This window comes from Bartonella harrusi, from assembly GCF_024297065.1.
Taxonomy (GTDB): Bacteria; Pseudomonadota; Alphaproteobacteria; order Rhizobiales; family Rhizobiaceae; genus Bartonella; species Bartonella harrusi.
On the sequence record NZ_CP101114.1, the window covers coordinates 1,087,343 to 1,107,273 of the forward strand.

Here is a 19,931-nt window from a genome sequence, read left to right on the forward strand (position 1 = left end):
AATGAGCATTTCCACCCCTATTGAAATTAAAGAAATGGGGCTTGAAGCGGCTCTTTCTTTTTTGCAAAAAGGCGCTGATAGTTCGATGGGAACTTTAGCGCAAGGGGTGGGGCGTCTGTTGCAAGAGAGCACGAGGCGGCGGATTCAAAGTGAAAAAACCTCTCCTCAAGGAGAGAAGTGGCAAAACAATTACGCCCGCACCTCCATTCTTTATGCGAGCGGAGCACTGTCACGCTCTATTGATATGGTGGCATCCCCAGAAAAGGTCATCATTGGCAGTGGTTTGGTTTATGCCCGTATTCACCAATTGGGTGGGGTTATCCGCCCTAAAAATGGCAGCACCCTTCGCTTTTTTCTTAACAGCAGCAAAGCACAGCGCTTTGTTTGTGTCCACCAAGTAACGATGCCAGCACGCCCTTATTTAGGGCTTTCAGAGCGCAATAAAGTGGAAATTGTCAAAGCAGCAGAGGATTGGTTGGAAAGGACCTTTTCATGAGTCAAATGATGAAGCAGATGGGGCGTATCAATGCGCTTCGTGAAGCGGTTATAAAGAGCCTTAAAAGCGCTTTGCCTGATGTGCGTGATTGCGAGAGCCAATTTGGGCGTTTTAATCTAGAAGAACTTGAAACCCAAATGCTGGTTGCACCAGCAATCCGTGTTGCGGTGTTAGAAAGCCGTTTGACTTCTGTCGCCAATGGGCAGCAGAGTGCAGATCTTCATTTGGGCGCTTTTATTGTCACCACAGGAAAAGAACGTGATTATCACAGTTGGCTTTTGGCTGAAGCCATTGCGGTGCTTTGTCATAGCGGGCAATTGTGGGGGTTAACGCATTTGGGGGCACCCCGTGAAGTGCAGATTGAACCGGTTATCTCTGCGGCGATTAAGCAGCGCGGTGTGGCAATAAGCGTGGTTGAATGGCACCAAGATTTGTATCATTTGGGTCACGATATTTTTTGTGATGATCGTAAGCAGCTTAAAAAGGGTTTAATCTGTTTGGAAGATGAGGGCGTGTGATGAATGATGCCCATCTCATTGCTGCGACCTTTCGGCAAATTATGAAACGGCTGGATAAGCTTGAACTCTGTCTTGCCAACCAGCACATGATTGGGCGGGTTGCAGAAGTTGATGGCCATAGGGTGCGGGTGCAAGTTTCCTCATGGGGAGAAAAGGGGCAGGCGGTGTTATCGCCTTGGTTGCAAGCACAAGAAGCAGCAGGGGCTGTTTCGAGCAATATGCCTTTAAATATTGGTGATCCGGTGCGGTTGTTTAATCCCCATGGGGAGATTGGTTCGGCCTCTTTGGTGGTTCGTGATAGCTATAGTGAGGATGCGCCAAATCCCGCACATCAACACCAAGAGTTAGCACTGTGTTATGCCGGTGGCGCTTTGCGTATCACCAAAGAGGGACTTATCCTTTCCCATGGGAAAAACCAAATCCATTTGAGTGAAAAAGGTTTGCTGCTTGGTCATCAGGAAACCCGTGTAATGCTGAAGGAAAGCGTACAGATTCAAGCAGAAGATTTATACCATAATCAAACATCTGTTGGAGCAGACCACAAACATGGTGGGGTCAAAATTGGTCCCTCTACAACCTCTAGCCCCCTTTAAAGGAGTTTATCATGCGTGAAAAAACTTATGTCATTTTAACCAATGCGGATTTTGTGGCAGGCAATCGTTCGCCGGGAAAAGGTGAAGAAATTTGTTTAAGCGATGAGGCGGCAAAATACCCATTGCTGCTTGGTCAGATTGCTGAGAAACAAACGCCTGTCGTTTCTTCAACAAAGGCAGCGAAAGGTGCTTAAAGCATGCGCTGTGGAGTAAACGAACAGGATGGCTCTCTGTTATATGGTTGGGCACACTGCTGTCAGTCCCTTCGTAAATGTTTGACAACAAAAATTGGGACACGGGTTTTGCGGCGTCATTATGGATGTGATGTTGGATCTTTCCAAGATGCCAATGTTGATCCGGCGACAATATTGCAGCTTTATCAAGCAATTGTACAAGCTTTAAATGATCCAGAATGTGGAGAGCCTGGATTTTCGTTGCAAAAGATTGATCTGATAAAAGCAACGCGGGAGGGAACATTCCACTTTGTTCTCACAGGTGTGTTTTATCCCGATGGGCATTTGGGCGATTGGTCACATAAGGAGCCGATAAGTTTCGATTTAGAGGTGGGTGATGACAGAATTTGAGCAATTGCCTCTTCCACAAATTCTTGAAGAACTTTCTGTTGAGGCCATTTTAGAGCAAAAAATCACCCCGTTTAACCAAGTTTTTTGCCGCACAGAATATCCCTTATAATGTGGAAAAGACGGCTTATGATCCCGTGGTTATTCAATTGCAAGCAGCAGCTTATGAAGAGTTGCTGTTGCGCCAGCGGGCAAATGAGGTTGCGCGGGATAATCTCCTTGCTTTTGCGCGTGGGACAAGTTTAGACCATTTGGGGGACTTTCATGGGGTTTCCCGCCTTTGGGATGAGGATGATGATCGTTTGCGTCGCCGTATTCGTTTGAATAGACAAGGGCATTCTACAGGTGGCACAGTCCCACGTTATCAATATTTTGCTCTCTCAAGCGATATCCGTGTCAAGGATGCTTTTGTTTATCGTGTGGGGAAAAGCCCGCTTATTCATGTCGCGCTTTTTAGCGATAGCCCTTCTGGTATTGCCGATGAGGCTTTGATTGCCAAGGTACAAGCAGCCCTTGATGAAAAACAGGTTAAAATGACCAATGATCATATCCTTGTGAAAAGTGCTGTACAGCGGATTATCGATGTGCATGCTGATCTCTGGTTGTTGCCAAATGAAGGTCCCCTTGTTTTGGAAAAGGCCGTGAACAATTTGCAAACGGAATGGGCACGCGCGCAAAGGCTTGGGCGTGATCTGTCTTTAAGTTGGATGATAAGCCGCTTGATGGTTGAAGGTGTCCACCATGTGATTTTAACACAGCCCTTAGCAGATATTGTGGTCGCACCTGATGAGGCGGTGGCTTTAGGGGAGATTGTCTTGTCTAAACGGGGGGATGCTTATTGATGATTTCCTCACTTTTACCGCAAAATTCAAGCTTGTTTGAACGCTGTTTAGCAGAAGCAATGGCATTTGATCCGCAGGTCAAAAATACTCTCGAAGAAATCCCCCGTATAAAATTTATCACGCGTCCTCCTTCATGGTTGCCTTACTTGATCGACGAATATGGCTTACAAGAATTAAGCCCATATTTTTCTAATCCTTATGATTTGATTGACCAAGGGCTCCAATGGCAAAATATTCGCGGTTCTTTAGCGGCTATTGAGAGAGGGCTTTCATGGCTTCAGATTACAGCATGCTTTACACCAGCATGGTCGGGGCGTGCGTGGTGGAATTCCTTCCAACTTTACTTTGATCAATTGCCTGAACAAAGTGCTCTTGAAGCCATTGAAGCCATCACAGAGCTTTCCAAAAGTTTGCGCTCTGATTTTCGCCGCGGTGTCAATGGTTATGACGTGCAAGCACTGGAAGGCAATATGTCACGCCTTGATGACAGTCTGCTGGATTATGAGAGCGGTGTGCGCTTAACCGCGGGGGATACGCTGTTTTCCTTTGGTCGCACAACAGAAATCAAGCACAGGCTTACCAAACAAGAAGGCACACTGATTGGCAATTGGATGGATGACGGGGATGGGGAATTAAGCTTCGACCAAATTGATTATCCATGGGATATGGCAAATTTTCCCTGGTGTTCTGTTAAAAAACATCAACGCGATATACTGATGGCAGAGTGGTTTTATAACCGCACCCTTTATCTCGTGTTAAGAGACTGTGAGGATGATGTCATTGGCACTCGCAGATGCAACATTGTCAAACCAGTAGAACAGAATTTGGCGGGTGTTTATCACCATTTGGGCGATCGTTATCAACCCTCCTCGATGGGCACAGCCCTTCTTATTGCAGCACGCACGGATTTTCAAAATGTTGACGGCAGAAAAGCCGCCTCTATTGCTGTTCTCGTGCATGCGACCCCTAAACAACATATCCCTTTGGGTAAACTTTGGTGTGCGTGCAATGAACTGATTGGCGGGGTGGAGATCATCAAAACGCCCATCAATATTCCTTTGCGTGGTGATGTTCGCGAGCAATTCAAGATTTTATTGAGGTTTTAACATGAAGCATGAAAGCGGTTTACCCTTTGCAATTGACAGATCTTGCGGCAAAGACGACCAACAAAGCGTTGTTTTCTACGGGCAACGTCCCTTTATCCAAAGTGGTGAACTCAATGAGATGCAAACCATCATCAGGGGGCGCCATGACCGTTTGGGGCGCTTGGTCGCCAAAGAGGGAGACCGTGTTGAACGAGCCGATGCCTTTGTCAATAAAAACGCAAAGACCGTTACTTTAACAGAAGGCAAAATCTATATCGCAGGGGATATCTTTCCGGTCTCACAAGCGGTTCTGAATGCTGTTTCGATGGTTGGGCGTCTTGAAATCGGTGTGAAGTTGCAAAAAACATGGATTACCCATGAGGATGATCCAGAACTGTTGGGGCAGGTTCCCGGCACCTTGGCACAAGGAGAGCCCGGTGCGGCGCGCGAAACAGCAAAGCTTGTTTGGGCCTTAAAAGAGGATGGGCAGCAAGGCACGTTCTTTCCTGTTTATATCTTACAAGACGGCATTTTGATTGACCAAAAGTCCCCCTCACTGCTTGAACCCGCCATGCAAGCCATTGCGACTTATGACCGTGCCCATGGTCATTATATCGTCAATGGATGCCGGGTGACGGCTCTGGGACGAAAGAATGGATGCCAAGTGTTTAGCATTCAAGAAGGAGAAGCCAATATCAATGGCTTTAAGCGCAAACGCCTTGCTGCTTTGCGCCATGAAGAGAGGGAAGAGTTTTCGCAAGGGCTTGTGCCTAGTGAAACGCATATTTTTGCCCCGCAAAAAGGCAAAACAAGCTTTACCTTTAAAAGCTATTATGCTTCCATTGCCGATATCCACTCTCTTTTGTTGACAAAAGAAAAAACCGTTACCCTCACCCGCGGTGCGGTCGTTGCTGGGCGAGATGGTGTTCCCGATAAAAGCATCACCTCTTTTCTCAAAGTCATGCAAGGCAACAAGGAATTTAAAGAAGGAACAGATTTTAAGAAGACCGGTGATACCATTGACTGGGCACCGATGGGGGATGAACCGCGTCCTGGCAGCAGTTACACGGTAACCTATCGCTATCGTGCACAAGTAACCGCCGATAAGGTCACGGCACAGGAAATCACGCTCTCAGGGGGGGCACAAGGGGGGGATATCATTGTTCGTTACACTTACAAATTGCCCCGTATTGACCGTATAGGTCTCAATACAGAGGGCAGTGTGGTTTATATCAAGGGGATTTCGGCAGATCAACCGATGGCGCCCAGCGTTCCTGAAGATGTCCTCTCCCTTGCCACCATCACCAATAGTTGGTTAGATCTTCCGCTTGTGGTCAATGATGGCACGCGTGTTGCCCCCTATGATGAGATGTGGCGTTATTTTCAAAGGGTGCTGTCCCTTGATCGCTTGATGCAATTAGAGCGCATTAAAAGCAATGTTGACTCTAAAGAGCCCGTTGCCAAAAAAGGCATGTTTGCTGACCCGTTTCTTGATGACAGTTATCGCGATGAAGGGTTCACGCAAACAGGAGCTGTTGGCAATGGCATTTTACAGCTGGCTATTGATCCAACCTTTTATACCGCCCCCTTAAAGGCTCCTGTCACCCTTGACTGGACCAATGAAGTGATCATTGCCCAAGAATTGACAACCGCTTGCGAAAAAATCAACCCCTATCAAAATTTTGCCCCTCTGCCTGGTACGATCACACTCAATCCCGCAACAGACTTTTGGCATGTCCAGCGCACCGATTGGCTCTCAAGCGTGACCAATCAACTGAACATGGGATGGAACCGTGGGAGAACTATCCGTAACACAGAAGTGCATGATGATCTCATCAATACGCATCAAGAACAAATCGATTTCTTAAGACAAATTACCCTTGGCTTTAAAATTGAAGGTTTTGGCAAGGGGGAAATTTTAGACACTCTCACCTTTGATGGTGTGAATGTCTTGCCAAAAAGCCGCCTTGTTGCCAATGACAATGGCATTTTGGAAAGCATTTTCAAAATCCCTGAAAATATTCCTGCCGGCACCAAGAATGTTGTAGCACGAGGCAAAGGGGGAACCCTTGCGACGGGTCTCTTTACCGGGCAAGGTGTTATTGATGTGAAAGTGATTCGGCACACCACAACAGTCAAGATCTGGACGCAAGTGGACCCGCAAGCGCAAGTCTTTACACCAGAAGAAACACGGCAAATCACCGGTCTTGACTTTCATCTTTGCAAAATCGGCAATCCCAATCATGATCTGGTGATTGATTTGGTCACAACCGAAAACGGTTATCCCACCGCCAATATCCAAGCCCAAAGCTTTTATTCCATGAAGGGGGCAAAAACCGGATGGGCACAGGCACGCTATGATGTCCCACTCCTCGTCCCCAATGATCGGTTAACGGCTTTTGTCATTAAGACCGATGATAGTGATCATTCCCTCTCACTCGCAAAGCTTGGAGGGTTTGATGAAGAACAGCAAAGATTTGTCTCAAGCCACCCCTATGTGACCGGTCCTCGTTTTTCCTCTGTCAATGCGCAAAGTTGGAGTGCCCATCAAGATGAGGCTTTGGCTTTTCGTGTCTTGGCAGCACGCTACAGACAAACAACAAAGACCATTGATCTTGGTACCTTTAATCTTGTTAACTGTTCTGATTTGCAAATCCGTGCCGCGGTTGAATTGCCTTCTAGTGATTGTTCGGTGATCTTTGAAATTGAAAGAAACAACGGCACGATTTATCAACTCTTACCCTTTCAATTGTTAAGCCTCACCGAATATATCAGTGAAAAGGTTCGATTACGTGCCATTCTCAAAGGCACGGAGAAACTCTCCCCCATTCTGTTTGCTCCTGTTCAGTTGATTGCCGGCAAGATCCATAACACAGCAACCTATGTTACCCGTGCTTTTGCCTTTGGTGAGAAAGCAAGATTGACCAGCTATATCAAGACCTTTTTACCAGGCGGCTCCACATTCACCCTCGAGATGCAACGGGATGATGGTGCTTTTACCCCTCTCACCTTAGAGGAAACAGAACAGCTTACTGAACCCCTTTGGGTGGAGCGAAAATTTGTCAGTCACGACCAAACAGCAAAGCAAGCGCGCTTGAAACTGACACTGACCGGTGGACCTTGTGCACGGTCAATGCTGCGTGATTTTGGTGCGGGTATTTTGTGACATCCCCTCGCTTTGAGAGATGGAATTTGGGGGAAAGATGGAATTTGGGGGAAAGATGGGATTTTAGACTGCTTGAGAGACTTGGAGAATAAGAAATGACAAAAACCAAAAAGCTTGCAATGGAATTGCCTAAAGAAGGGCGTTTTATCAGTTCTGAATTTCCCATTTTGCGTGAGAACTTGACAAAACTTGATCAAGCCATAATGGAAGTTGAGGAAAAGCTAGACGAAAAAGCCCCTGCAAAACACACGCATAGCATAGGGGATGTTGCAGATCTTGAGGCAGCCCTCAAAGGCAAAATGGCAGCGGATAAAACCTTCACTTTAACCGATTTGAGTGATATCGAGGGTGCACAAGATGCCGCTAACAATTATGTTCTCTACAAAGCAAGCAACAATCATTTTACCTTTGGCAGTGCTGTCTCACTTCTTGGAGCACACCAACATAAAATTGAAGATATTGTTGGTCTTGATAGATTTAGAGCCAAGATTAACGAAGATCTGACAAGCTATGGGCGCTTAGCGCAAGCCAATGAATGGCAGAATTATAACAAATTTACCCGCAAAGTGACCATTGCTGGTGGTTTGGAACTCATAGGTAATTCGTCATTGAATCTCATGCATAATGGGGAAATCGTCACAAGTCTCAGCATCACGGGCAGCAAGCTTAAAGGACCGCTCAAGGTTGATGGTGCGGAAGTTTATAGCAAAGATGAAGCTGTTGTTGCTCTTCAAGAAATACGTGATGAAATCACAAAACTGAGGAAAGCGACCTCTCCCCTAGAAGTTCTTGTAACAGAAAGTGGTCCCATTCCATGGCCTGAAGGTGTTAGCGATAACACCGATATCGAAATATGGGCTTGGGGTGGAGGAGGTGGTGGTGGATATGGAGGCTGGTTCAAAAAACCACTTAATGGTGGTATTAGCTACTATGGTGGTGGTGGTGCTGGTGGAGGCCGAGCTGTGTATGTTAAAATCAAAGCTTCACAGCTAAGATCGGCAAAAGCTATTGACATTGGTCGAGGAGGCCGCGGTGCATCTTCGGGAGGGGGTTCCTACGCTGGTGGTTATACACGCATTGCAGGAATTATTATAGCATATGGGGGTGCAGGAGGAGGTGATGGTGCCAGTGGCCGCGGCGGCGTACCAAATTTCAATGGTGGCCGTGGCGGCGATGCTAGTTTTAATGGTTATAGAGGGAGCTCTTTTATTTATGCCGGTGGGAATGGCGGCGATGGGGGGAGTGGGAATGGCGGAAACTCTTTTTTTGGTGGCGGTGGGGGTGCTGGTGCTCAGAATGGTAACGGTGGTTATGGCGGAGAGAGCCAGAAAGGTGGTCATGGTGGTAAAGGCTGCAATGGCAGTGGACAAGGAGGTGGCGGTGGAGGTGGTTATTTCCTAGGAGAAGATGGTAGTTCTGGTAAAGGTGGCAATGGTGGCAACGGAGCAGTGTTGTTGAGGTTTTTTATATAGGAGTTTTTATGGAATATGCAATTGTTGAAAAGGGTGTGGTAACGAACATTATTATTGCCTCAGAAAATTATGTTCATGCCTTTGATGGTGAGGCTATTGCTTCAAAGGAAGCGCAAATCGGCTGGACTTATAAGGATGGGGTATTCTCTCCTCCCATCATTGATGAAGAAAAAAATTCTTTGTCTTCTGAAAAGGCTGAGACAGACGCATCAGTAGAATCTATGAAAGAACGATAAGAGAAAGATGAACAAGCTTAGTATAATTGTTGAGAATAGATTATATAATCAACATTGTTGGACGCAAGCTTATTGTGTGATAGCTTAATCTGTATCATTTTCTTTTAAAGTCTTTCTCAAAGGGGTTTCAAAGCCTTTTTAAAGGAATTTTTTGACTGACAGTGTCAGTCTTATGCGGTTTGATCCTTGTTATTATTGTTGCTTTATTGATTTGGAGCGCAAGATGGCAACAGAATTTAATCATGGTATCCGCATTGTTGAGGCTGGTGAAAGCTCTAGGCCGTTGGCAACATTTGATCAGACGGCGATTGGCGCGGTTGTTACAGCCCCTGATGCTGATGGACAAATTTATCCGGTAAATGAACCTGTTTTGGTTTTTACCCATGAGACAGAGAAAATCCAAAAGCTGGGGACAAGGGGCACAGCGCTTGATGTGATTAACGCTGTATGCGCGCAAGGGGTTGAGGCCAAAATTGTTCTTGTGCGGGTGGAGGAAAAGTCAACAATTTCTGAGACACAAGCCGAAATGGTGGGGTCCAAGGCTGCCTTAACCGGTGTTCATGCTTTGACCCATGCGCGTGGGCATTTAGGGGTTGAACCTGGAATTTTATTGGCACCGGCTTATAGTGCAGGGCGCCTTGATAATGGTAAAAACCCCGTGGCTGACGCGCTTGAACAGGTGGCTGAAAAGCTGCAAGCGATTGCGGTTTTTGACACAGGGGGCAAAAACACCGAAGAAAGCCTTGTTTATCGCGCCGATTTTTCCTCACGCTTTTGTTATTTGATTGACCCCTTCGTGCGGGTGGCAAACGGTGAGGGTGGTTATTGTATTAAACCGGCAAGTCCCTTTGCCGCAGCGATGTTTATCAAACGCGATAAGCAAAAGGGGGGTGTTTTTTGGTCTCCTTCAAACCAAGATGTGCACGGCATTTTAGGCACAGCGCGCCCCATTAGCTATTTTGATGGCGAAATCGATCATGAGGCAAATCGCCTTAACCAAGCCGATATTGCCACCTTTATACCGGGACGGCTTAGTCAAAACGCACAAGGAAAGATGGCTGCTAATGGACGGATTTTATGGGGCAATCATACCACATCTTCTGATCCGCTTTGGCGCTTTGTCAATGTGGTGCGCACCCGCGCAGCACTGGAAAAGACCATCATCAATAGTTTCCGCCCTTTTGCCAATGACGAAAACCTCACCGGTCAACATGTCATTGCCATTACGAGAAGTCTCACGCAGTTTCTTGATGATATGATTGCTCGTGGGGCCCTGCTTGGTGGACGTGTTTGGTTTGATCGCGATTTGAATTCCAACAGCACTTTACAATTGGGCAAGTTGCGGGTTGAATTTGATGCCGAAGAGGTGCCTCCTCTCGAAGATTTAAGTTTTGGGAGCCGGCGCAATGGCGCTTATTTTGACCGATTGGCTGAAGACATCCAAAAGAAAATGACCTACCAATTTGGCGATACGTTAGAGAGCTATCGCAAAGCAGCAAGGAGTGAAGCATGACTTTACGGATTGTTCGTGGTTTTACCCTGATTGTTGATGATGATGTCAATCTTCATCTTGATCTTGAAACGCTGAAACTGCCCACCTTAGAAGAACTCACCGAAACCTATCAACCGGGCGGTTCTGATATGCAAATTGATGTGAGTGGTCTTGGTGTGAAAGCTTTAAGCTTGCAAATGAAGATCCGCAGCCATACCCCCGAAGTTATCGGTATCTTTGCTGGTCCCCCTGGTCTTCGTCATAAATTTACCGGCAAAAAACATGTGGTGTCTGAAGAAGATGGCCGCGAGCATGAACATTCCATTGATGTCACAGGGCGCTTGGTCAAAGTCGATAGCGAAGGGCTTTCTGCTGGAAAAGCGACGGGCTATGATTGTGAGATTAAGAATATTTGGGACTATAGCGAATATTGGGATGGTGCTGTTTTGCATCGCTTTTCGTTTAAACGGGGCGGTTGGCTTGTGCGCAATGGGCAGGATATTGGTGGGCGCAGGCGCTCTATCCTTAATTTATAGGCCTTAATTTATAGGAAACTATGATGACAAATTTACAAACAAGCATTGCTGTGGAATTGCAAGTGCCCATACTTTATCAAGACAGTGATGGCAAACAAGCAACACGCAATAAATTAACCTTTTATCGCCCCACCTTCAAACATGCCAAGCAATTGGCAGTGTTGATTGGACCGCAATTGACAAAATTGCTGGCTCCAGAGCTTGGCGAGCAGAAAACGCTCTCCAATGATGTTCTGCTTGTCAAGCTTTCGCAAGTTTTGTTCACCAATGAAGCAACAGAAGGCATCACAGCGCTTTTGGCGGATATGTCCCATGAAACGGTCGAACTGATTGATCGGATTGATACTGTTGATATGATGGCAATCTTGAAGGCTTTTTTTGCTTTTTTTATGGGACGCCAATCCCTTATGCTGGACAATTTGGAGCCGAATTAGCGCTTCATTTTCGTTGGTCGGCTTTAGAGATCAACCAGATGGATTGGCTGGATGTCATTTTTTATCGCAGTGAGTTAGCACGCTTGAAATCCCAAGAATATGAACAGCAGATGTTGGAATAGGAGCTGTTATGGATGTTTCCCTTGTTGTGCGTTTTGTCAATCATCTGCAAGAAGGGATAGCCTCTGCCAAGCGCGATTTGCAAGCTTTTAGTGCTGATGTTGCCCATTTGCAAAAACAAACGCGCCAGCATTTTCAAAAATGGTTTGATCCTCAACATCTTGAGGATGCAACCAAGAACGCTGAACTGGCTTTTATCCAAGCGCGAGGGCGCATGGTGGGGGCGATTGCCCAAACCGCAACCTTGATTGCGCCCCTCTATAAGGCCATGCAATTTGACCAATCGATGAAGGGCTTGGAAAAGGTTCTTGATGCGCCTCTGCATCGTTTAAAGGAATTGCGCCGTTTTGCTCTTGAGACCTCAACCAAAATCCCTTTAGCTGCACGTGAGGTTTTGGAACTGATGACCAGTGCCAGCCAAGCGGGGATTGGCGAGCAAGATCTGGAAGCCTTTAGTCTTTATGCTGCCAAAGCGGCTGTGGCTTTTGATATGACGGGGGACCAGATTGGCGAACGTTTTGCCAAATTGCGCAATGTCTTTAAACTCAGTCAAACGGGCATCGAAGAGTTAGGCGATGCCATCAATCATCTCTCCAACCATATGGCGGCTAAAGCCAGTGAAGTGTCTGATTTTACCAATCGTGCCACCGGTGCTGCCACCATGTTTAAGCTCACCGCCCGTGAAACGGCTGTTTTTGGTACGGCGATGATTTCTGCGGGGATTGTCCCTGAGAGTGCGGCGCGTGGTTTTAATGCGATGAGTTCGCGTATTCAGGCAGGGGGCAAACATATTGAAGATGCTTTTGCCAATATTGGGCTGTCACGGCAAAAGTTTCTCCAAGACCTCGACAAAGATGCCACCGGCACGTTAGTGCGCTTTTTTGATGTTTTAGCCAAATCCGAACAGGGTATGCGTTCCCTGATTGCCATTGCTGGGCGCGACTTTACCGGTGACTTTGCCAAATTGGTTGGCAATCCAGAATTGTTAAGCCAAGCGCTCGAATTTGTTCAAGACCCCAAAGTCTTTAAAGGCTCCGTAGAGCAAGAAGCAGATAAACAAGCAACCGGTGCCATCCGGCAATTTGAACTTTTACAAAACCGCATCGTGGCTTTGGGCATTAGCATTGGCAACGTGTTGTTGCCCCATGTTAACAGTTTGATGGAAAGTGTTGGAAATTTTATCAATGGCTTGATGGCATGGGCCAATGCCCATCCCGCCTTAACCAGTGCGATTGTCAAAACCATTAGCACCCTGATGGCTTTTAATATTGCTCTGCGGGTATTGCGCTTTACCATGGCTGGCACACGTCTTGGGCTTCTTCAACTCATGACTTCTTTTGTTAAGCTTGGAACGCTTAGTCGTGCCCTTAAAATCAATTGGCAAAGCTTAATCGCTTCAGGGCGCTCTTTGGGACTCATGGCAGCAACTCTTGGTGGAAGCACGCTTCGTCTTCTGCGACCCATGACTTTGTTGGTGGCAGCCTTTCGCGGGCTTATGGTCTTGAGTTCCGCCTTTGCTGCTGCTTTTGGCTGGGTTGGCACAATTGTGGAAGTGGTGGCTGCTGGTATTGCTTCTGTTGTGGGTGCTGTTTTGTCCCCGATAGGGGCTTTGATTGCCGCTGTTGTGGCAGTGATCATGGCGGCTTGTTTTGCCTTGTGGAAATATTGGGATCGGTTTTCCTCTTTTGTCAAAGGTTTTGCTCGCGGGCTGGTCCATGCTTTTGGCCGTATCTTTGAAGCTGTCATGCGCTTTTTTGGTGCTGATACCGCAACCATTACAAGATGGAAAAACATCCTTGCTGCTGCCTTTGACTTCTCTGAACATTGGCAAAAGTTCAAACAGGAACTTAGCGCTGTTGGCGAGTGGTTTGGCAATGCCTGGGAGGGTTTTAAGCAAAGCATTGCCAATTTTTGGAGCTGGTTGGGCAGTTTTTTTGCCCGCGAAAAGCTCTCAGAAGAAGCCAAAGCGGGTATGGAACAGGCCGGAGAGGATCTTGCCAATGGGATTGTCGATGGCTTTCTGTCCTCCATCACAAAGTTGGCTGATTTTTTTAAATCTTTATCTGGTCGCATCAAAGGATGGATTGGTTCGATTGATATCTCTAACATGTTTCATTTGCCCAGTTGGCTTGGTGGCAAAACAGCTTTGCAGCCAATTGTACAATTTGCCGGTCACTCGCAAACCAGCCCTGTGACAACGCAGGCAACGGACAAAAACAAGCAGAGCGCATCCGTTTATCACCATCAAAATGTCACGGTGCATGTCAATGGGGCGCGTGATCCTCTTGCTACCGGCCGTGCGGTAAGTCATGCCCTCCAACGGGCCAAAGCCAATGCCTTGCATGGCGGCACAGAATAAGGGGGAGGGAGAAGCAATGAGGGGAGAGAAGCAATGCAAGATCCTTTGATGATGCTAGGCCCGCATCAATTTTATGTCGATTGGCTGAATTTCCAATCCTTTGAAGAAGAGTTTTCCGCCTCATGGGTGTCTATGGAGCGTTTTGGCAAAGCCCCCAGCTTGCAATTTACCGGCTATGGCAATGATGCCAAAACCATCCATGGCGTATGGTTTCCAGAAGAGTTTGGTGATTGTATAGCCATTGATGCACTCACTATGACCATACGAGCAGCAAAACCGGTACAGATGCTTCGTTGGGTCAATGATATAAGCTATAGTGCCATATTCCATGGTCCCGTGGTGATCACCTCGATCACCAAAGACCACGATTATATCAGTCGCTCTGGTCAATCGCAGCGTATCCGTTATTCCATCAGTCTGTTGCCCTTTTTTGATGGGGGCAAACCACAAGGATATTTCCAAGAGGGACGACAGCTATGAAGCTACCAGTAAAGCACATTGTTGTAGAGTTAGAAGATCTCAGTCTCGATCTGATTTGCTTTCAACATGCCATGGCGGTGTTAGGAGACCGTCAACAGGCTGGATTCTTAGAGGGCTATTTAGAAGCCACCTTGAGAGCCAATTCAGGGATTGCCCAATATGGTGCTGTTTTGCCACGGGGTTTAGAGATCACTTTGCCTGAATTTGTCTTTGTTCCTCCTCAAAGCAGAGTGAAGCGGTTATGGGATTAAGGCGGAGCACTCCTTTTATTGAGGTTAAGGTTGGAGAAAAAACCGTCCATGAGGTTTTCTACCAGCGTCTTCTTAGCGCCACCATTACCGATCATGCCGGCAATGAAGCCGATCGCTTTGAAGCGGAGTTTGATGATAGGGACAATGATTTAGAGGTTCCACAAAAGAACAGCACTCTGCAGGTGAAGTTTGGTTATCAGGACAGCATCAGTGCTGTTATGGGGCGTTTTGTTGTCGAATCGGTTGTCAGTATCGGGGGCAGTGATGGAGAGATTTTACGCCTTTGCGGCAAAAGCGCTTCGATGCGTGGCGAACTCAAAGAACAGACAAGTGAGCATTTTGACAATCAAACCATTGGTGAGATTGTCGAAAGCTTAGCCAAGCGTCATGGTTATCAAGCCAAAGTCGACCAAGAGTTTTATAGCAAAACCTTGCCTTATGTGGTGTGCACCAATCAGTCGACAATTGATTTTTTAACCCGCCTTGCGGAGCGTATGCAGGCACGTTTTTTTATCAAAGACAATAAGTTTTTATTTTTAAGCGGCAACAATTTACCGGCAATCACTCTTGCCAAGCATGATTGTTCCAGTTGGGAATTTACCCTCGAGCCACGCACCCAATATGGCAGCGTTGAATCAACCTATTTTGATCGCTCGCAAGGAAAACAGCTGTCTGTCAAATATCAAACGAATCTCCAAGGCCCCACACGGCGTTTGCGTGGTTGCTATCCTTGCAGAGAGGAAGCTTTGGCTGCTGCCGCATCAGAATCGGACCGGCTTTGTCGTGGTATGGGCAGTGGTTCTTTGGCTTTAGAGGGGCGTCCAGAAATCATGGCCGATCAACCTCTCATTTTGCAAGGGTTCCGCGAGCAAATTAATGGAGCATGGAAAGTCGCAACCGTGACCCACCGCTATGAGAAACAAAGCGGCTATACCACAGAAATCACCTTAGAGGCACCAGAAAAGGAAAGGAAACCAACAAAGAAGAATAGAGGCTGGGCTGGTTGCCCAGTCAACGGGACAAGTTTCGCGACAGACCCGTCCGATGTAGAAGAACTTAACATCGCAGCCACTTCTTATCACTTAAAGCAATGAGAAGATGGCTAGTATAGAGGGAAGAGTGTTAAAAAATTATGGATACACTTTACAAGGAAACATTAAAATCTATTGATCCTATAGAACCAGCTGCCGCTTATGTTGGTGGCAAAATCAAGTTGGAAAAACCATTATCAAAATCATCGAAGGCATTCCTCATCGCACTTATGCTGAACCTTTTGTTGGAATGGGAGGGATATTTTTTAGGCGGAAGTTGATTCCACCTACTGAAATTATCAATGATCGTTCAGGTGATGTGGTGAATTTTTTTCGAGTATTGCAACGCCATTATCATCCTTTTATGGATCTATTGGAGTTCCAGATTAGTAGCCGTGAGGCGTTTCAACGTTTTACTCTACAAGATCCAAAGATGCTTACGGATTTAGAGCGGGCTTTGCGATTTTTATATCTACAGCGGTTGAGTTTTGGTGGTCAGGTGGCAAAGCGTACGTTTGGAGTTGATCCCCACCGTGGTGCACGGTTTAATAGTTTAAAACTTGAAGGCTTACTAAAGCTTGTTTATCGACGTTTATCAGGCGTGACCATTGAACATTTAGACTGGTTTGATTTTATCAGGCGTTATGACCGGCCAACGACCTTGTTTTACCTTGACCCGCCTTATTGGGGTGCTGAGGATTACTATGGGAAGGATTTGTTTAAGCGAGAGGATTACCAGACGATGTCTATGCTTCTTGGACAATGAAAAGGGAAATTTCTTCTCTCTCTCAATGATGTGTCAGAGATCCGAAAAACCTTTAGCCAATTTAAATTAAAAGAAGTGAGAACGATTTATTCGTATTCCCGCTAAGGAACTGATCATCACCAATTGTGATTTAGCAGAAAAAGACCCATGAGAGGGTCTTTAAATGACCTTTGAAAGGCCTTTGAAGACCCTTTGAGAGCCCTTTGAAAAAATGAAAATCCTTTGAAAAGGAGGTCATTTTTACAAAATATGATGCAAATGATACAAAATTTGTTGGTCTCTGCATACATATTTTATAGATTTTAGATGTCAAATAATGGGGTTATTGGAAGAGATGAATCATCTTAAATTGTGATTCTGGTCAGGGCAAAATAAGAACTCATAAAAGCCGTTCTAAACACCTCTTAAAACTTCTTTGAAAACCGCTTAAAAACTCTGTGAAAAAAAATGAATTGCTGCAAAACCTAGTGGCAAATTGTGCAAAACCTAGTGGCAAGCTACACAAGCTACACTAGTGGCAAGCTACATCTCTATAACCTATTGATTCGATTTAAGATGGCGGAGGGGGTGGGATTCGAACCCACGGTACAGTCTCCTGCACGCCGGTTTTCAAGACCGGTGCCTTAAACCGCTCGGCCACCCCTCCAAACTAAGTACGCTTTTTTACTAAATTTTCACAAAAGGTCAATCATTTAAATAGGTTTCTAAATGTTATTATCACTTTTTAAGTGAGAGATTTTTGAATCTTAATCAGAATAATCTCTAAGTTGCAGTATTTTGAGAATTGCCCTTAAATCAGTATCTTAATTTTAGAATAAGTAATTTTTCCGATGTTTTCTTTCTCTTATATGCGATTATAAAAACTATTATGAGAAAAATTGTATTAAAACAGCTTCATACAATTTCTATTTTAGTTGACGTAATCATAGAAGAAATTGACTTATATGAACAGGGTGAATCTGTATGACGCTGTGTTATAAGAATCAAGCTGCGTATTGTTATTAATGACAGACATTATAAATCCTATATGATTTAATAAAACAAAATTTTATATGTTTTATTTTTAAAAATATATCTTTTCGCTAACTGTTCTTTTAAGAAAATTATAAAATGTCATTGTTTAATTTTATTTTAAAAACATTGTTAATTTAACTTTTTCGGAAATAAGTTTTATCAATATAGGGAATCTAAAATACCTTATTCTTTTATTTTTATCTCTCGCACTAAAAAAAACTATGGTGGGCGATGAGAGACTCGAACTCCCGACATCCTCGGTGTAAACGAGGCGCTCTACCAGCTGAGCTAATCGCCCAATGCAATGATCAGCAAATGAATAAGCACTCCTTAAGGAAAAATTTTTATAAACGCAAGAATAAAGATAGTATTTGATAATTTTTTTTTAAAAAATACACATACCGGCTTGACATAAACGAGTGAACATCTTACACGACCGTTTATACCAATATGAATTGGTCCGAAGAAAGTGCGCGGGTGTAGCTCAGTTGGTTAGAGTGCTGGCCTGTCACGCCGGAGGTCGCGGGTTCGAGCCCCGTCACTCGCGCCATTTTCATGATTTATTTATGATATTTGTTTTTTGAGCATAATCCCCTTATGTGTAGGGCATATGTTTTCTTAAGTGTTGTTTTGTATTATTCTTTATTCTTAGAATGCTGATTTTCTCTCTTTTTACGCGCTTTATTAAGAATAGGGCTTGCGTCTTTCTTTGCTCTGCGTTACCTATGCCGTCAGGAAAAGCATTGCTCAACATGTCTTTAACAGTGAGAGCGGCATTATAATCTATCTGTTTGATTTAACAGTGTGGAATGATTGCGTTAATTCAGGTCATGCCATTAAGGTGGAAGAGGATTATGACTCATTTAGTGGGCTCTTATTTACCGGTTTTGATTTTTATCATTGTTTCAGCAGTTATTTCTGGAGTTCTTTTAGTTATGCCTTATATTGTAGCTTATCGTTCTCCTGATCCTGAAAAATTATCGGCTTATGAATGTGGGTTTAATTCGTTTGATGATGCACGCATGAAGTTTGATATTCGTTTTTATTTAGTATCGATTTTATTTATTATTTTTGATCTTGAAGTTGCTTTTCTTTTTCCTTGGGCCGTTTCATTTGCTTCGATAGGCATGTTCGGCTTTTGGTCAATGATGATGTTTTTAGCACTTTTAACCATCGGGTTTATATATGAATGGAAAAAAGGGGCTCTTGAATGGGATTAATATCTAATAATACAACAATTATTGCGTCAAAACCGAGAGGGATTATTGATCCGAATACAGGAACGTTGATAGGCTCTGATGATAGTTTCTTCCGTGATATTAATACGGAATTGTCAGATAAGGGCTTTTTAGTTACCTCAGCAGATGCTTTGATTACTTGGGCGCGTACCGGCTCTTTAATGTGGATGAGCTTTGGTTTGGCTTGCTGTGCTATTGAAATGATGCAATGTTCAATGCCTCACTATGATAATGAGCGTTTTGGATATGCACCACGCGCTTCACCTCGCCAATCAGACGTCATGGTGGTAGCGGGCACCCTAACAAATAAGATGGCACCTGCTTTAAGAAAAGTATACGATCAAATGCCAGAGCCGCGTTATGTGATTTCTATGGGATCATGTGCAAACGGGGGTGGATATTACCATTATTCTTATTCAGTTGTACGTGGGTGCGATCGTATTGTGCCTGTGGATATTTATGTTCCAGGGTGTCCTCCTACAGCGGAAGCATTGCTATACGGTATATTATTGTTGCAGAAAAAAATCCGTCGTACCGGTTCTATAGAGCGATAGGAGAAATTGTTATAATGGTAAATGAATCATTGGTTGAACTTTCTAACTATTTGAAAAGTAAATTAGAAGATAAAATTGAAGAAACCATTTTTGCATTTGGTGAATTGACTATTATATCACGTCTCAATGCAATTACGGATGTTTTAATTTTTGTTCGTGATGATTCTCATTGCCAGTTTATTAATCTTACTGATATTAGTGGTGTTGATTATCCATCTCGCGATAAACGTTTTGATGTCTCTTATCAACTCTTATCTCCTTGTAGGAATTTACGCTTGCGCGTGAAAGTGCGTACTGATGAAAATACTCCCATTGCTTCCGCTTGTTCAGTTTACCCTGGAGCAGAATGGTATGAGCGCGAAGCGTATGATATGTACGGGATTTTATTTTCAGGTCATCCAGATTTGAGGCGGATTTTAACAGATTATGGATTTGAAGGTCATCCCTTGCGTAAAGACTTTCCTGTAACAGGATTTGTGGAATGTCGTTATGATAATGAAGCAAAGAGGGTAATTTATGAGCCTGTTATTTTACGACAGGAGATGCGTAATTTTGATTTTCTTTCTCCTTGGGAGGGAGATCAGGGTGCTTTACCATATGATGGAAAAACAGATGATAAAAATGATATTGGAGCTAATAAAACTTAATATGAGAGTGATAAAGCTTT

19 protein-coding genes, 3 tRNA genes and 2 pseudogenes are annotated in these 19,931 nt (G+C 44.8%); 22 read left to right on the forward strand and 2 right to left on the reverse strand.

Features of this window, described 5'->3' with window-relative positions; translation table 11 throughout:
* Position 1: 1 nt before the first annotated feature.
* From NMK50_RS05165 to NMK50_RS05250, 18 genes and pseudogenes are all read left to right on the forward strand, one after another.
* On the forward strand, positions 2-496 hold the full coding sequence (locus NMK50_RS05165) for a phage virion morphogenesis protein (protein ID WP_241437173.1): 495 nt from the start codon (positions 2-4) through the stop codon (positions 494-496).
* A complete protein-coding gene (locus NMK50_RS05170) occupies positions 493-1,014 on the forward strand; it encodes a hypothetical protein (protein ID WP_254771123.1) in 522 nt (173 codons plus the stop codon). The genes NMK50_RS05165 and NMK50_RS05170 overlap by 4 nt, the downstream gene beginning before the upstream one ends.
* Positions 1,014-1,607, forward strand: coding sequence for a baseplate assembly protein (locus NMK50_RS05175; protein WP_254771124.1), 594 nt, complete (start codon positions 1,014-1,016; stop codon positions 1,605-1,607). Before NMK50_RS05170 ends, NMK50_RS05175 begins: the two co-directional genes overlap by 1 nt.
* Before the next feature lie 11 nt (positions 1,608-1,618).
* The gene (locus tag NMK50_RS05180; protein WP_254771125.1) at positions 1,619-1,801 is read left to right on the forward strand and encodes a hypothetical protein; all 183 of its coding nucleotides are present in this window, start codon (positions 1,619-1,621) and stop codon (positions 1,799-1,801) included.
* A 3-nt stretch (positions 1,802-1,804) separates the two neighbouring features.
* Positions 1,805-2,191 (forward strand): GPW/gp25 family protein, encoded by a 387-nt coding sequence (locus tag NMK50_RS05185; protein WP_254771126.1) that lies wholly within the window; start codon positions 1,805-1,807, stop codon positions 2,189-2,191.
* Positions 2,178-3,030 (forward strand): annotated as a pseudogene (locus NMK50_RS05190) (baseplate assembly protein). Before NMK50_RS05185 ends, NMK50_RS05190 begins: the two are co-directional and overlap by 14 nt.
* A complete protein-coding gene (locus NMK50_RS05195; protein WP_254771128.1) occupies positions 3,030-4,136 on the forward strand; it encodes a phage tail protein in 1,107 nt (368 codons plus the stop codon). Before NMK50_RS05190 ends, NMK50_RS05195 begins: the two are co-directional and overlap by 1 nt.
* 1 nt (position 4,137) lies before the next feature.
* Positions 4,138-7,281 carry a DUF4815 domain-containing protein gene (locus tag NMK50_RS05200; RefSeq protein ID WP_254771129.1) on the forward strand — a complete coding sequence of 1,048 codons (3,144 nt, stop codon included), beginning with the start codon at positions 4,138-4,140 and terminating at the stop codon, positions 7,279-7,281.
* Between the two features lie 95 nt (positions 7,282-7,376).
* Positions 7,377-8,753, forward strand: coding sequence for a Bgr_08870 family protein (locus NMK50_RS05205; RefSeq protein ID WP_254771130.1), 1,377 nt, complete (start codon positions 7,377-7,379; stop codon positions 8,751-8,753).
* A gap of 8 nt (positions 8,754-8,761) precedes the next feature.
* On the forward strand, positions 8,762-8,989 hold the full coding sequence (locus tag NMK50_RS05210) for a hypothetical protein (RefSeq protein WP_254771088.1): 228 nt from the start codon (positions 8,762-8,764) through the stop codon (positions 8,987-8,989).
* A 223-nt stretch (positions 8,990-9,212) separates the two neighbouring features.
* The gene (locus NMK50_RS05215) at positions 9,213-10,502 is read left to right on the forward strand and encodes a phage tail sheath C-terminal domain-containing protein (RefSeq protein WP_254771194.1); all 1,290 of its coding nucleotides are present in this window, start codon (positions 9,213-9,215) and stop codon (positions 10,500-10,502) included.
* Entirely contained in the window at positions 10,499-11,017 is a 519-nt protein-coding gene (locus NMK50_RS05220) for a phage major tail tube protein (RefSeq protein ID WP_254771089.1), read from the forward strand. Before NMK50_RS05215 ends, NMK50_RS05220 begins: the two co-directional genes overlap by 4 nt.
* 23 nt (positions 11,018-11,040) lie before the next feature.
* Positions 11,041-11,451 (forward strand): hypothetical protein, encoded by a 411-nt coding sequence (locus NMK50_RS05225; protein ID WP_254771189.1) that lies wholly within the window; start codon positions 11,041-11,043, stop codon positions 11,449-11,451.
* 130 nt (positions 11,452-11,581) lie between these two features.
* Complete coding sequence (locus NMK50_RS05230; RefSeq protein WP_254771131.1) at positions 11,582-13,930, forward strand: phage tail tape measure protein; 2,349 nt, start codon at positions 11,582-11,584, stop codon at positions 13,928-13,930.
* Between the two features lie 33 nt (positions 13,931-13,963).
* Positions 13,964-14,410: a phage tail protein gene (locus NMK50_RS05235; protein WP_254769894.1), complete on the forward strand. Its 447-nt coding sequence runs from the start codon at positions 13,964-13,966 to the stop codon at positions 14,408-14,410.
* Positions 14,407-14,661: a tail protein X gene (locus NMK50_RS05240; RefSeq protein ID WP_254769893.1), complete on the forward strand. Its 255-nt coding sequence runs from the start codon at positions 14,407-14,409 to the stop codon at positions 14,659-14,661. Before NMK50_RS05235 ends, NMK50_RS05240 begins: the two co-directional genes overlap by 4 nt.
* The gene (locus NMK50_RS05245; RefSeq protein WP_254771132.1) at positions 14,652-15,755 is read left to right on the forward strand and encodes a phage late control D family protein; all 1,104 of its coding nucleotides are present in this window, start codon (positions 14,652-14,654) and stop codon (positions 15,753-15,755) included. The genes NMK50_RS05240 and NMK50_RS05245 overlap by 10 nt, the downstream gene beginning before the upstream one ends.
* 38 nt (positions 15,756-15,793) lie before the next feature.
* Positions 15,794-16,609 (forward strand): annotated as a pseudogene (locus NMK50_RS05250) (DNA adenine methylase).
* 405 nt (positions 16,610-17,014) lie between these two features.
* On the opposite strand, the gene NMK50_RS05255 reads toward NMK50_RS05250, so the two are convergent.
* Together NMK50_RS05255 and NMK50_RS05260 are read right to left on the reverse strand one after the other, a co-directional pair.
* Positions 17,015-17,104: transfer RNA gene (locus NMK50_RS05255), tRNA-Ser, on the reverse strand.
* A gap of 590 nt (positions 17,105-17,694) precedes the next feature.
* Positions 17,695-17,770, reverse strand: a tRNA-Val gene (locus NMK50_RS05260).
* Between the two features lie 175 nt (positions 17,771-17,945).
* Between NMK50_RS05260 and NMK50_RS05265 the strand changes: the two genes are divergently transcribed.
* The 4 genes from NMK50_RS05265 to NMK50_RS05280 all read left to right on the forward strand — a co-directional run bounded on the left by NMK50_RS05265 (position 17,946) and on the right by NMK50_RS05280 (position 19,911).
* A tRNA-Asp gene (locus NMK50_RS05265) sits at positions 17,946-18,022 on the forward strand.
* A 304-nt stretch (positions 18,023-18,326) separates the two neighbouring features.
* Positions 18,327-18,692, forward strand: a complete 366-nt coding sequence (locus NMK50_RS05270; RefSeq protein ID WP_254771133.1) for an NADH-quinone oxidoreductase subunit A — start codon at positions 18,327-18,329, stop codon at positions 18,690-18,692.
* A complete protein-coding gene (locus NMK50_RS05275) occupies positions 18,683-19,264 on the forward strand; it encodes a NuoB/complex I 20 kDa subunit family protein (protein WP_254771134.1) in 582 nt (193 codons plus the stop codon). The genes NMK50_RS05270 and NMK50_RS05275 overlap by 10 nt, the downstream gene beginning before the upstream one ends.
* A 14-nt stretch (positions 19,265-19,278) precedes the next feature.
* Positions 19,279-19,911: an NADH-quinone oxidoreductase subunit C gene (locus tag NMK50_RS05280; protein WP_254771135.1), complete on the forward strand. Its 633-nt coding sequence runs from the start codon at positions 19,279-19,281 to the stop codon at positions 19,909-19,911.
* Positions 19,912-19,931 lie beyond the last annotated feature (20 nt).

What these genes read in the sequence shown, in the direction of transcription:
- NMK50_RS05235 (WP_254769894.1), top strand. Translation starts at nt 13,964, where the DNA reads ATGCAAGATCCTTTGATGATGCTAGGCCCGCATCAATTTTATGTCGAT.
- NMK50_RS05230 (WP_254771131.1), top strand. Translation starts at nt 11,582, where the DNA reads ATGGATGTTTCCCTTGTTGTGCGTTTTGTCAATCATCTGCAAGAAGGG.
- NMK50_RS05215 (WP_254771194.1), top strand. Translation starts at nt 9,213, where the DNA reads ATGGCAACAGAATTTAATCATGGTATCCGCATTGTTGAGGCTGGTGAA.
- NMK50_RS05195 (WP_254771128.1), top strand. Translation starts at nt 3,030, where the DNA reads ATGATTTCCTCACTTTTACCGCAAAATTCAAGCTTGTTTGAACGCTGT.
- NMK50_RS05240 (WP_254769893.1), top strand. Translation starts at nt 14,407, where the DNA reads ATGAAGCTACCAGTAAAGCACATTGTTGTAGAGTTAGAAGATCTCAGT.
- NMK50_RS05270 (WP_254771133.1), top strand. Translation starts at nt 18,327, where the DNA reads ATGACTCATTTAGTGGGCTCTTATTTACCGGTTTTGATTTTTATCATT.
- NMK50_RS05225 (WP_254771189.1), top strand. Translation starts at nt 11,041, where the DNA reads ATGACAAATTTACAAACAAGCATTGCTGTGGAATTGCAAGTGCCCATA.
- NMK50_RS05200 (WP_254771129.1), top strand. Translation starts at nt 4,138, where the DNA reads ATGAAGCATGAAAGCGGTTTACCCTTTGCAATTGACAGATCTTGCGGC.
- NMK50_RS05210 (WP_254771088.1), top strand. Translation starts at nt 8,762, where the DNA reads ATGGAATATGCAATTGTTGAAAAGGGTGTGGTAACGAACATTATTATT.
- NMK50_RS05185 (WP_254771126.1), top strand. Translation starts at nt 1,805, where the DNA reads ATGCGCTGTGGAGTAAACGAACAGGATGGCTCTCTGTTATATGGTTGG.
- NMK50_RS05245 (WP_254771132.1), top strand. Translation starts at nt 14,652, where the DNA reads ATGGGATTAAGGCGGAGCACTCCTTTTATTGAGGTTAAGGTTGGAGAA.
- NMK50_RS05275 (WP_254771134.1), top strand. Translation starts at nt 18,683, where the DNA reads ATGGGATTAATATCTAATAATACAACAATTATTGCGTCAAAACCGAGA.
- NMK50_RS05165 (WP_241437173.1), top strand. Translation starts at nt 2, where the DNA reads ATGAGCATTTCCACCCCTATTGAAATTAAAGAAATGGGGCTTGAAGCG.
- NMK50_RS05175 (WP_254771124.1), top strand. Translation starts at nt 1,014, where the DNA reads ATGAATGATGCCCATCTCATTGCTGCGACCTTTCGGCAAATTATGAAA.
- NMK50_RS05180 (WP_254771125.1), top strand. Translation starts at nt 1,619, where the DNA reads ATGCGTGAAAAAACTTATGTCATTTTAACCAATGCGGATTTTGTGGCA.
- NMK50_RS05280 (WP_254771135.1), top strand. Translation starts at nt 19,279, where the DNA reads ATGGTAAATGAATCATTGGTTGAACTTTCTAACTATTTGAAAAGTAAA.
- NMK50_RS05170 (WP_254771123.1), top strand. Translation starts at nt 493, where the DNA reads ATGAGTCAAATGATGAAGCAGATGGGGCGTATCAATGCGCTTCGTGAA.
- NMK50_RS05220 (WP_254771089.1), top strand. Translation starts at nt 10,499, where the DNA reads ATGACTTTACGGATTGTTCGTGGTTTTACCCTGATTGTTGATGATGAT.
- NMK50_RS05205 (WP_254771130.1), top strand. Translation starts at nt 7,377, where the DNA reads ATGACAAAAACCAAAAAGCTTGCAATGGAATTGCCTAAAGAAGGGCGT.